Annotated in this window: 9 protein-coding genes and 1 pseudogene; 5 read left to right on the plus strand and 5 right to left on the minus strand. The window is 67.4% G+C overall.

From position 1 onward, the window contains the following. Positions 1–279, minus strand: a 279-nt coding sequence (locus I55_RS00150; protein WP_044558377.1) for a hypothetical protein, incomplete at its 3' end; no start/stop codon positions are given. Between the two features lie 48 nt (positions 280–327). Here I55_RS00150 and I55_RS39415 point away from each other — a divergent pair. Further along, positions 328–888 (plus strand): annotated as a pseudogene (locus I55_RS39415) (efflux RND transporter permease subunit); the annotation flags it as partial. Positions 889–949: 61 nt separating this feature from the next. Beyond that, positions 950–1,285 carry an efflux RND transporter permease subunit gene (locus tag I55_RS39420; protein WP_044558380.1) on the plus strand — a complete coding sequence of 112 codons (336 nt, stop codon included), beginning with the start codon at positions 950–952 and terminating at the stop codon, positions 1,283–1,285. Between the two features lie 26 nt (positions 1,286–1,311). Here the strand turns inward: I55_RS39420 and I55_RS00170 are convergent, their stop codons facing one another. Further along, entirely contained in the window at positions 1,312–1,650 is a 339-nt protein-coding gene (locus I55_RS00170; RefSeq protein ID WP_044558381.1) for a DUF1491 family protein, read from the minus strand. A 128-nt stretch (positions 1,651–1,778) separates the two neighbouring features. Here I55_RS00170 and surE point away from each other — a divergent pair, with 128 nt between their 5' ends. Both surE and I55_RS00180 read left to right on the plus strand, forming a co-directional pair. Next, positions 1,779–2,546: a 5'/3'-nucleotidase SurE gene (surE, locus tag I55_RS00175; RefSeq protein ID WP_044558382.1), complete on the plus strand. Its 768-nt coding sequence runs from the start codon at positions 1,779–1,781 to the stop codon at positions 2,544–2,546. A gap of 113 nt (positions 2,547–2,659) precedes the next feature. Beyond that, on the plus strand, positions 2,660–2,854 hold the full coding sequence (locus tag I55_RS00180; RefSeq protein WP_044558383.1) for a hypothetical protein: 195 nt from the start codon (positions 2,660–2,662) through the stop codon (positions 2,852–2,854). Positions 2,855–2,872: 18 nt separating this feature from the next. Here the strand turns inward: I55_RS00180 and I55_RS00185 are convergent, their stop codons facing one another. Beyond that, positions 2,873–4,528 carry a diguanylate cyclase gene (locus tag I55_RS00185; RefSeq protein WP_159107077.1) on the minus strand — a complete coding sequence of 552 codons (1,656 nt, stop codon included), beginning with the start codon at positions 4,526–4,528 and terminating at the stop codon, positions 2,873–2,875. Further along, on the minus strand, positions 4,525–4,917 hold the full coding sequence (locus I55_RS00190) for a response regulator (protein WP_044558384.1): 393 nt from the start codon (positions 4,915–4,917) through the stop codon (positions 4,525–4,527). Before I55_RS00190 ends, I55_RS00185 begins: the two co-directional genes overlap by 4 nt. Positions 4,918–5,346: 429 nt before the next feature. On the opposite strand from I55_RS00190, the gene fusA reads away from it, so the two are divergent. After that, positions 5,347–7,488, plus strand: a complete 2,142-nt coding sequence (fusA, locus tag I55_RS00195; RefSeq protein ID WP_044558385.1) for an elongation factor G — start codon at positions 5,347–5,349, stop codon at positions 7,486–7,488. A gap of 161 nt (positions 7,489–7,649) precedes the next feature. Here the strand turns inward: fusA and I55_RS36685 are convergent. Continuing rightward, a partial coding sequence (locus I55_RS36685) for an S-layer family protein (RefSeq protein WP_044558387.1) occupies positions 7,650–11,874 on the minus strand: 4,225 nt, incomplete at its 5' end.

Raw genomic sequence — 11,874 nt, forward strand, 5'->3', positions numbered from 1 at the left:
GGGGACGCCCCGAAAGGACGGTGCCCGCGTCGCGCGCGCGGGTGATGGCGGCATCCCATCGCCCGCCGCGCCATCCCGCGACGCGCGCCAGAACCAGCCGGCGCTGACCATGCCCAGGCTCCACAACACCAGGGCGAAGACGGTGAAGGCCCGCGCCTTGTCCATGGCGCTGCCGGCCAGCAGCACAGGCGCGATCACCGCGATGGACAGGGTGGCCAGGCCGGCACCGACGAAGCGCAAGGCCGACACGTTGGTGCGTGTCCTCTCGCTGGCGATCATGCCCAGGACGGCGTTCTGCGGCGCCAGATCTCCACCATCTATGCCCAGATGAACCAGTACCGCGTGGTGCTCGAGGTGCCGGAGAAGCTGCAGGCCAATCCGGAGGCGCTGGGCCGCCTGTACGTGCCCAGCACGGGCGGGCCGGTGTCGGTGAACGCGGTGGCGCAAAGCACGCAGACCACCACCAACACCCAGGTGCCGCTGAGTTCCCTGGTGCAGATCACCACCACCGCCGCGCCGCTGACCGTGAACCACCAGGCGCAGTTCCCGGCCCTGACGGTGACCTTCAACCTGGCCGAGGGCCAGTCCTTGGGCGACGCCGTGGACGCCGTCAGCCAGGCGGAGAAGGACATCGGCATGCCGGACACGGTGACCGGATCCTTCGCCGGCGAGGCGGCGGAGTTCCAGACATCGATCGAGAGCGAGCCGTGGCTGATCGCCGCCGCCGTGGTCACCATCTACATCGTGCTGGGTGTGCTGTACGAAAGCATCATCCACCCGGTGACCATCCTGTCGACCCTGCCATCGGCCGGCATCGGCGCCCTGCTGGCCCTGTGGCTGACCGGCAACGACCTGTCGCTGGTGGCCCTGATCGGCATCGTGCTGCTGATGGGTATCGTCAAGAAGAACGCCATCATGATGATCGACTTCGCCATCCAGGCGGGACGGGGTGGAAGGCAAGTCGGCGCACGACTCAATCGTCGAGGCCTGCCTGCTGCGCTTCCGCCCCATCATGATGACCACCATGGCGGCCCTCATGGGCACGCTGCCCATAGCCCTCGCGTCCGGCGCCAGCGCCGAACTGCGTCAGCCCCTGGGTGTGGCCGTCGTCGGCGGCCTGGTGGTGTCGCAGTTGCTGACGCTCTACATCACCCCGGTGCTGTACCTCTACATGGAGGATTTCAGCCGCTGGATCGACCGGCAACTGCACCACCGCAAGACCCGCCGCGCCGCCCGCCGCCTGGTGCCGGCCAACACCGATGGCCGGGCCGACGCGGCGGAGTAGATTGGTGCCGTCGACGCGCCAGGACTTCAGATCACCTTACCCTCGAACGGGTGGCTGCCGTCGCGGCTTTCCACCTCGATCACCCACAGGTCGGGGTCGCGTTTGGTGGCGCGCTCGATGAAGGCGTCGGCTTCCGATTCCGGGACCTGGGTGCCGTTCAGGCCGGGGAACCAGCCCAGCTTGCCGTCCAGGTCGCGGCTCTGGGTGTAGACCTTGGCGCCCTGGAAGGGGATGACGACCTTCAGCACGATCAGGCCGCTCTCCGCCTCACCCTTGCGCAGGACGTAGACGGGGATGCTGTCGGCGGCGCAGCGGCGCAGGTGCAGCTGGACCCACAGGGCGGTGGATAGGCGGTCGTCGGCCATGCGTGCAAGTTCCTGAAAAATCGACCCGCAAAAATCTTCAAGGACGGCATTGCGGCTTGCCATCCGCGCCGCCGCCCGGGAAGGTGCGCCGGTATCTATAGGTTTCCCCCGTTCCCGAGGCCAGCGCCATGCCGTCCACCCCCCATCTGTCCCGCCGCTTCGGCCGCGTCCTGCTCACCAACGACGACGGCATCAACGCCCCTGGCCTTGAGCTGCTGGCGGAACTGGCGGCCGATATCGCGGACGAGGTCTGGGTGGTGGCCCCAGAGAAGGACCAGAGCGGCATGTCGCGCGCCGTCACCCTGACCACTCCCCTGCGGGTGGAGGAGAGAGGGCCGCGCCGCTACGCCCTGACCGGCACACCCAGCGACTGCGCCATCTTCGCCCTGCGCCACCTGCTGAAGGACAATCCGCCCGACATCGTGCTGTCGGGCATCAACCGCGGCGCCAACGTGGGCGACGAGGTGCCGTATTCCGGCACGGTGGCGGCGGCCCTGACCGCCCGGCTGCTGGGCGTGCCCGCCATCGCCTTCAGCCAGGCGTTCACCCGGGGCGGCCAGGTGCGCTGGGATACGGCGCGTACCCTGCTGCCCCGGGCGCTGGACCACGCGCTCAGCCTGCGCACGGCCAGCAACGTGGTTCTGAATGTGAACTTTCCCGACCTGGACGCGTCGGATGTGAGCGACGTGGTGGTGACGCGGCAGAGCCGGGGCACCCTGGACCGCATTGATGTCGAGCCCCGCACCGACATGCGCGGCGGGACCTATTACTGGATGGCCTTCCGCCGCCATATGCCCATCCTGGGGCCGGACACCGATGCCGGCGCCCTGAAGCACGGCCTGGTGTCCATCACCCCCATCGGCTTCGACATGACCGCTCCCGATGGCATAGCCTGACTGAGACCACCCTGGCCCGGCCCTTGCTTTCGTATAAAGCGAAGGGGGCCGGTGGCCGGTCCCCACTGCCGCCCGGATCCTTCAGGACGCGGGCAAAGCCAAGGGGTTCCGTCATGACGGGGGTGTCGTTCTTCCAGGGAAAGATTTGCCGGGTGGGCAAGACCGTGCTGGTCGCCGGCTTGGCGCTGGGGGCCTTGAGTGGCTGCGTGGTGGTCGACGCCGCCGGCACCGCCGTGGGTACGGCCGCCGATGTGGCCGGCACCGCCGTCAGCACCACGGCCAAGGTGGTCACGGCGCCTGTACGCTGACCAGCGGCGGTCGCGCCGTTATCCCATTTCGATGCGGTTGCGGCCGGCGTTCTTGGCGCGGTAGAGCGCCGCGTCGGCCGTCAGGTTCAGGGCTTTGGCATCCAGCCCAGGCCTCAGTCCCACCACGCCACCCGAGAACGTCACCTGGAACTGGGTGTCGCCGTGGACATAGGGGATTTCGCTGAACTGCCGGCGCAGCTGGTCCAGCCGCTCCGCCGCGTCTTCGGGTCCTGTGTGTGGCATCAGCACGGCGAATTCCTCGCCGCCGTAGCGCCCGATCATGTCGCTGCGTCGCAGCCGCTGTTGCAACAGGCGGGACAAGCCCTTGATGACACGGTCGCCGGCGCCGTGGCCGTAGTGATCGTTGACCTTCTTGAAGTGATCGATGTCCAGCATGGCAAAGGACAGTGCCGTCCCGTCACGCTGGGCGCGGGCCACCTCGCTCACCAGCAGATCCTGGATCATGGGATGGTTGTAGGCGCCCGTCAGCCCGTCCCGCACCATCAGCGCCTTCAGCTGTCGGGCGCGGCGGGCACGGGCACGCACGATTTCCGTCAGGTCGCCCAGATCCACGGGCTTGGTCAGGTAGGCGTCGATGCCCGTGCGCACGGCGGAGCGGTGGGTTTCAGCGTCGTGGTCCGCTGTCAGGAAGACGATCGGCAGGGCCAGCAGACCGTCGTATTGGCGCAGCACCGCCGCCAGCTCGAACCCCGTACACTGTGGCATGATCAGGTCGGTGACCATCAGGTCGGCGTTATGGTCATACAGCGCCTCCACCGCCTGCAGGGGGTCGGTCACCAGCCGGGTGTGCATGCCGGCGGATCGCAACGCCATTTCATAATAGGCGCCCAGGGTGGCGTCGTCGTCCACGATCAGGATGCGCAGCGGCTGGTCCGGGTCGCGTTCCGTCAGACGGTCCAGATGGTCCACCAGGGCGTTGGCGTCGGGCGGTTTCACCACATAGGCATCGCAGCCGGCGCGGGCCGCCGCCAGCCGGGCGGCAAAGCCCGTGGCCACGGACAGGGCCACGGTCGGAATCCTGCGTCCCCGGGCGTCGGCAATCTGGGCGGCCCCCGGCGCCAGGTCGTGCGGATTGACGTCCAGGATGACCGCCTCTGGCGCCGACCCGCCCACGGCCTGGGCCAGGCCTGCAGCATCGGGAAAGACCGACAGTTGGTACCCATAGGCGGCCAGGACGTCGCCCAGGTCGCCGGCACCGTCATCGTTCCCCATCATGAGATAGACTGGCCGCAAGGGCCCTTCGGCCGCGGGGGCGGGGGCGACGGGCAGCGCTTCCACCGGGGCGGGTGGCGCGGTGGTGGCCGCGGACCGTTCCAGCGCCGCGACGGCAGTCCTCAGGGCGGTGGAGGCGATGGCGCCTGGCTGGCTCACCATCTCTTCCAGGGTGCGGGCGGCGACGCTGAGGTCGGGCAGGCCGAAGGTGGCGCCGGACCCGACCAGGGAATGGGCGTGGCGCGCCAGGTCGGTGCGGGCCGCCTGGGCGGCTTCGCCATCCAATCCTTCCAACGCTGACACCGCGTGGCGGATTTGCGTCAGGCGGCCAGGCAGGCTCGCCAGGAAGTCTTGGCGAATTTCCTGCATCCGCGCCAGTAGTTCCGCAGGCAGGGATGCCATCAGGGCCGGGAAGTCGGTGTTGTTGGCGTCGGTGGTCATGTCGGGCCGGTGCCACCCCATAGCGCGCGCACGGTGCCGGGCAGGCCCATGGGGTCGAAGGGCTTGGCGATGACGCCGATCGCGCCCAGCGCCTTGAAACGCGCCACCTCCGAGGGTTGGGCCTTGGCCGTCATGAAGGCGATGGGAATTGCGGAAAGGTCGGCGCGCTCACGGATCGCCGCCAGGGTGGCCGGACCATCCATGGTGGGCATCATGGCGTCCAGCAGGATCATCTGCGGCGTCCAGCCATCCAGAATCTCCAGCGCCCGGGCGCCGGACTCGGCCATCCGGATATCGAAGCCGCCGACGTGGCGCAGGCTAAGCTCGACGATGGCCCGGATATCGGGTTCGTCGTCGACGTAGAGGATACGGTTCAGTGTCTCGGCCATGCTGTCTCGCGATGCTCGGGCGGAAATTGGGGGGGACCCGGGCGCTCCTGCCGCAGCAGCAGGGTAGCCGCCGGGGGGGACGGGCGCAAATGGAGTCCTTATCTTCGGCCAGGTGATGCCGCCCGGGAGGGCCGCTTTGATCCTGTGCCGAGGCTGGCGACGGGTAACCACCCCTGGATGGAGAGGCGTGCGTGGGGAAAAGGCGGCCATGCGCGGGAATCTCCCCTGCTCAGGGGTGACATGCCGCATGAGCCCTTGGAAAAGGCGGCGGAACGCGCTAGATATCCGCCCGCCCGGGAGGTTGTGCGGCGTGCCGTTGAACCCCCGGACTTTTTTCGTGCGGGTCCTTTCGGGCCCGCGCTCGTTTTTGAACTTCCCCCGCGCCGGCTTCATTTCTTTGCACCGGACGTTGGACGACGGAGCCCCCTAATGCCCCGCAGCACACCGCTGGACGACATTCGCAACATCGGCATCATCGCCCACGTCGATGCCGGCAAGACGACCACCACCGAGCGCATCCTGTACTACACGGGTCGCAAGCACACGATCGTCGACATCCATGACACCAAGGACCTGAAGTCGTCGACCACGACCGACTATCTGGAACAGGAACAGAAGCGCGGCATCACCATTCAGTCCGCTGCCGTGTCCTGCTTCTGGAAGGACAAGAAGATCAACCTGATCGACACCCCAGGCCACGTGGACTTCACCATTGAGGTGAACCGTTCCCTGCGCGTGCTCGACGGCGCCGTGGTGGTGTTCGACGGCGTGGCCGGTGTGGAGCCCCAGACCGAGACCAACTGGCGCCTGGCGGACAACTACAACGTTCCGCGTATGTGCTACGTCAACAAGATGGACCGTTCGGGCGCCAGCTTCAGCCGCTGCGTGGACATGATCCGCAAGCGCTTGGGCGCCACCCCGGCCGTCATCCAGCTGCCGCTGGGCTCGGAAGACAACTTCCAGGGCATGATCGACCTCGTCGAGATGAAGGCTTACGTCTGGTTCTCCGAGGAAAAGGACAGCCAGTGGGAGATCTGGGACGTCACCGACGACCTGGCCGACAAGCTGAAGATCACCAACGCCTACGACCGTGAGCTGCTGAGCAAGGTCGCGGACTTCCGCGCCGAGCTGATCGACACCTGCCTGATGCAGGACGACGCGGCGATGGAACAGTACCTGGAGAGCGGTGAAGAGCCGTCCGCCGACGTGCTGAAGGAATGCCTGCGTCTTGGCACCCTGAAGGGCGACTTCACCCCGGTCCTGTGCGGTTCCTCGTACAAGAACAAGGGCGTGCAGCAGCTGCTGGACGCCGTGGTCGCCTTCCTGCCGTCCCCGACGGACGTTGAGGCCATCAAGACCGTGGATCCGGACGGCAACCCGAACGGCGAACGCAAGTCGTCGGACGACGAGCCCTTCGCCGGCTTGGCCTTCAAGGTCATCAACGACAAGTACGGTTCGCTGACCTTCGTGCGCGTCTACTCGGGCGTCGTCGCCAAGGGCACCTCCCTGCTGAACACCACCCGCGGCAAGCGTGAGCGCATCGGCCGTATCGTGGAAATGTTCGCCAAGGAAGCGAACGACCTGGAAGAAGCCCGCGCGGGCGACATCGTGGCCTTCGTCTCGCTGGCCGAGACGGATACCGGTGACACCCTGTGCGATGCCACCGCCCCGGTGGTGCTGGAGCGCATGCGCTTCCCCGACCCCGTCATCAGCGTGTCGGTGGAGCCGAAGAACCGTGCCGACCAGGACAAGTTCGGCGCCGCCATTGGTAAGATGGTCCGCGCGGATCCGTCGCTGCGTCTGGAAACGGACCGCGACACCGGCCAGACCCTGCTGCGCGGCATGGGCGAGCTGCACCTGGAAGTGACGCTCGACCGTATGCGCACCGAGTTCGGCGTGGAAGGTGTGATGGGCCGTCCGCAGGTGGCCTATCGTGAGACGATCACCAAGACCGTCGAATACACCTACACCCACAAGAAGCAGACCGGTGGTTCGGGCCAGTTCGCCGAAGTGAAGATCCGCTTCGAGCCGAAGGAACGCGGCGCCGGCTTCACCTTCGTGGACAAGGTCGTCGGCGGCACCGTGCCGCGCGAATACATCCCGTCGGTGGGCAAGGGCCTGGAAGTCCAGAAGGAAGACGGCGTCCTCGCCAGCTACCCGACCGTGGACTTCGAAGCCACCCTGCTGGACGGCAAGTACCACGAAGTGGACTCGAACGCCCTGACGTTCGAAATCGCCGCCAAGGCCTGCTTCCGCGAAGGCATCCGGACCGCCGGTCCGATCCTGCTGGAGCCGGTGATGAAGGTCGAGGTGGTGGTTCCCGACGACTACCTGGGTGACGTGATCGGCGACATCAACCGTCGTCGCGGCACGGTGCTGGGTCAGCTGGAGCGTGGCCACAACATCGCTGTTGAATCCCACGTTCCGCTGTCCGAAATGTTCGGTTACATCGGCCAGCTGCGCGGCATGACCTCGGGTCGTGGCTCCTACACCATGGAGTTCTCGCACTACGATCCGGTGCCGAAGAACGTGGCTGACGAAATCATCGCGAAGAGCGGCAAGGCCGCCTAAGCCCTGGTTTCAGGACGCTCAGTAGAAGAACGGCCGCTCCATCCCGGGGCGGCCGTTTCTTTTTTCGCGATCGGTGCGGGACGGGCGCGGCAAAGGCCAATGGCGCCCCTACTGGGACGGGCATTGTTTCTTTTGCGAAATGATGCTGGCCCTGCCAGGGCTCAGCCGGTCACGCCCAGGATGCTGTTCATCCAGGCGTTGATCTGATCGGTGGAGAAGGTGGCGACCTGCGCGCCGGTCACGGCCAGCGCCAGGGCCTGGCCCATGCCGGATAGCTGGTCGGTCGTCAGGCTGGCGATTTGGGCCGTGGTCAGGTTCGCCACCTGGGCGGTGGTGAATTCCCGGATGTCGTCCGTGGTCAGGGCCACCAGTTGATCGGTGACCAGCGACTGCACTTGGGTGGTCGACAGCTGGCGCACTTGTGTGATGGTCAGGGCCGACAGGATGTCGGTGGTCAGCGCCGACAGTTGGGTTGTGGTCAGGGCCGCCACCTGCGCCGTGGTCAGCTGCTGCACCGTGTCGGTGACCAGGCTGTCCAACTGGTCGGTGGTCAGGGCCTTCACCTGTGTGGTGGTGAGCCCCGTCACCTGATTGGTGGTGAGGGAGACCAGCTGGTCGGTGGTCAGCGCCTGCACCTGGTTCGTTGACAGCCTGGCCACCTGGGTCGTGGTCAGCGCCGCCAGCGTGTCGGTGCTGAGGGCCGCGACCTGGTCGGTGGTCAGGGCCGCCACCTGCGCCGTGGTCAGGACGCGGACGTCGGTGGAGGACAGCGCGTTCAACTGGTCTGTCGCCAGGGTCTGGATCTGGCCGGTGGTCAGGGCCACCACCTGGGCGGTCGTCAGCGCGCCCAGTTGATCGGTGGTCAGCGCCGCCAGCTGGTCGCTGGTCAGCCCCACCAGCTGGCCGGTGGTGAAGGCCGCCAGGTTGGCGGTGCCCAGGTTGGACAATTGGGCGCTGCTGAGCGCTCCGATCTGGGCGGACGTCAGGCTGCGGATGTCGGCCGTGGGCAGGGCCACCAACTGATCACTGGACAGCGCGCCGACCTGGTCGGTGGTCAGCCTTGCCACCTGGACGGTGGTCAGGGCGGCGACGTGCGCCGTATCCAGTGCCGACAGCTGGGCGGTGCCCAGCGCCGTCAACTGCGCCGTCGACAGGACGCGGACGTCACCGGTGGTCAAGGCGTTCAGTTGGGAGGTGGTCAGCGCCTGCACCTGGGCGGTGCCCAGCTTCGCGACCTGGGCCGTGGTCAGGGCGGCCACCGCGTCGGTGTCCAGCGCCGACACCTGGGCGGTGGACAGCACGGCCAGTTGCGCGCTGGTCAGAGCACGGACATCGGTGGTGCTCAGCGCGTTGAGCTGGTCGCTGTTCAGGGCCTGGACCAGCGCGGTGGCGAGGCCCGCCACCTGGGCCGTGGTCAAGGCCGGCAGCTGGTCGGTGGTCAGCGCCGCCACCTCGTCGGTGGTCAGCACGTTGAGCTGCGCGGTGGTCAGGGCCGCCAGATTGGCGGTGCCCAGGTTGGCCAGCTGACTGGTGCTGAGCGCCGCCACTTGCGCGGTGGTCAGGGCGCGGATGTCGGCGGTGTTGAGGGCGTTCAGCTGGTCGGTGGTCAGCGCCTGGACCTGGTCGGTGCTGAGCTTGGCCACCTGGGCCGTGGTCAGGGCGGCGGTGTTGCCGGTGCCGAGTGCCGCCAGCTGATTGGTGGTCAGCGCCACCACCTGGCTGGTGGACAGCACGCGGATGTCGGCGGTGTTGAGGGCGTTCAACTGGTCGGTGGTCAGCGCCTGGACTTGATCGGTGCTGAGCTTGACCACGTGGGCGGTGGTCAGGGCGGCGGTGTTGTCGGTGCTGAGCGCCGACAACTGCGCGGTGCTGAGAACGGCCAGTTGGGCCGTGGACAGCGCGCGGATGTCGGCGGTATTGAGCGCGTTGAGCTGGTCGCTGTTCAGAACCTGGAACTGCGCGGTGGACAGCTTGGCCACCTGGGTCGTGGTCAGCGCCGGAACCTGGTCCGTGGTCAGCGCCACGACCTGGTCGGTGCTCAGCCCATTCAACTGCACGGTGGTCAGCGCCGCCAAATTGGCGCTCCCCAGGCTGGCGATCTGGTCGGTGCCGAGCGTGGTCAGCTGGGCCGACGTGAACTCCCGCATGTCGGCGGTGGTCAAGGCATTCAGCTGGTCGCTGGTCAGCGATTGCAACTGGCCGGCCGACAGGCTGGAGATCTGCCCGCTGGAAAGCGCTGACAGGTTGTCCGAGCCCAAGGTGGACAGCTGGTCCGTCGACAGCGCGGCCAGCTGCGTCGTGGTCAGGGCGCGGACATCCACGGTGCTGAGCGCGTTCAATTGGTCGCTGGTCAGGGCGTACACTTGGCCGGTGCTCAACTTGGCCACCTGTGCGCTGCTGAGCGCGGCGGTGTTGTCGGTGTTGAGCGCCGACAGCTGATCGGTGCTGAGCGCCAGCACTTGCGCGGTGCCAAGCGCGCGGATGTCGGCGGTGTTGAGCGCGTTCAACTGATCGGTCGTCAGCAGGGAAACCTGGCTGGTTGACAGCTTCGCCACCTGCAGGGTGGAAAGGGCGGCGATGGCATCGGTGCTGAGGTTGACCAGCTGGTCGGTGGTCAGAACCGACAGCTGCGCCGTGGTGAGGGCGCGCACCTCCGCACTTGTGAGCGTGTTCAGCTGATCGGTGGTCAGGGACTGGACCTGGGCACTGCTAAGCTTGGCCACCTGCAGCGTGCTGAGGGCGGATGTCTGATCGGTGGTGAGCGCCGCCACCTGGGTGCTTGTCAGGCCGCCGAGCTGGACGGTCGACAAGGCGGTGAAGGCGCCGGTGCCCAGCGTCGATAGCTGGTCCGTCGTCAAGGCCCCGACCTGTGCCGACGTGAACTCCCGCATGTCCGCCGAGGTCAAACTGTTCAGCTGGTCGCTGGTCAACGCCTGCACCTGGTCGGTGGTCAGCTGGGCGATCTGGGCACTGGTCAAGGCGGACAGGGCGTTGGCCGTCAGGGTGGACAACTGGCCGCTGGTCAGGGCCTGCACCTGGGTTGAGGTCAGGGCGCCGATATCGACGGTGGTCAGGGCGTTCAACTGGTCACTGGTGAACGCCTGGATCTGGCTGGTGGTCAGCCTGGCCACCTGCGCGCTGGTCAGCGCCGACACAGCGTTGGTGCCGAGTATGCCGACTTGGTCGGTGGTCAGCGCTGTGAGCTGCGCGGTGGTCAGTGCGCGCACGTCGGCGGTGTTGAGCGCATTCAATTGGTCGCTGTTCAGCGCCCGCACCTGGGCGGTGGAGAGCTTGGCCACCTGCAGGGTGCTGAGCGCGCCCACCTGGTCGGTGGTCAGGGCGGCGGCCTGATCGGTGGTGAGGCCGGTCAACTGCATGGTCGATAGGGCACTGAAGTTGCCGGCGGTCAGGGCGGACAGCTGGTCGGTCGTCAGGGCGGCGACCTGTGCCGACGTGAACTCCCGCATGTCCGATGTCGCCAGCGCGTTCAGCTGGTCGGTGGTCAGCGCCTGCACCTGGGCGCTGGACAGACCGATGATCTGGTTGCTGGCCAGTGCCGACAGGTTGTCGGAGCTGAGGCTGGACAGCTGGTCGGTGGTCAGCGTCGCCAGCTGGGCGGAGGTGAACTCCCGCACATCCGCCGTGGTCAGGCTGTTCAGCTGGTCGCTGGTCAAGGACCGCACCTGGGCGGCGGACAGCTTGTTGACCTGGGCGCTGGTGAGCGCCGACAGGTTGTCCGAGCCCAGGGTGGACAGCTGATCCGTGGTCAGAGCCTGGACCTGGGCGGAGGTCAGGGCGCGGATGTCGGCGGTGTTCAGCGCGTTCAGCTGGTCACTGGTCAGGGCCTGGACCTGGGCCGTGGACAGCCTGGTCACCTGCAGGGTGCTGAGTGCCGCCACGGTGTCGGTGCTGAGCGTCGACACCTGGCCGGTGGTCAGCGCCGCCAGTTGCACGGTGGTCAGCGCGCGCACGTCGGCGGTGGGCAGGGCGCTCAGCTGGTCGCTGTTCAGCGCCCGCACCTGGATGGTGGAGAGCTTGGCCACCTGCAGCGTGTTGAGGGCGCCCACCTGGTCGGTGGTCAGGGCGGCGGCCTGATCAGTGGTGAGGCCGGTCAACTGCGTGGTCGATAGGGCGCTGAAGTTGCCGGCGGTCAGGGCGGACAGCTGGTCCGTCGTCAGGGCGGCGACCTGCGTCGACGTGAACTCCCGCATGTCCGATGTCGCCAGCGCGTTCAGCTGGTCGGTGGTCAGCGCCTGCACCTGGGCGCTGGACAGACCGATGATCTGGTTGCTGGCCAGCGCCGACAGGTTGTCGGAGGTGAGGGTGGACAGCTGGTCGGTGGTCAGCGTCGCCAGCTGGGCGGAGGTGAACTCCCGCACGTCCGCC

Origin of the sequence: Azospirillum sp. B4 (genome assembly GCF_000333275.1) — a bacterium.
Taxonomy (GTDB): Bacteria; Pseudomonadota; Alphaproteobacteria; order Azospirillales; family Azospirillaceae; genus Nitrospirillum.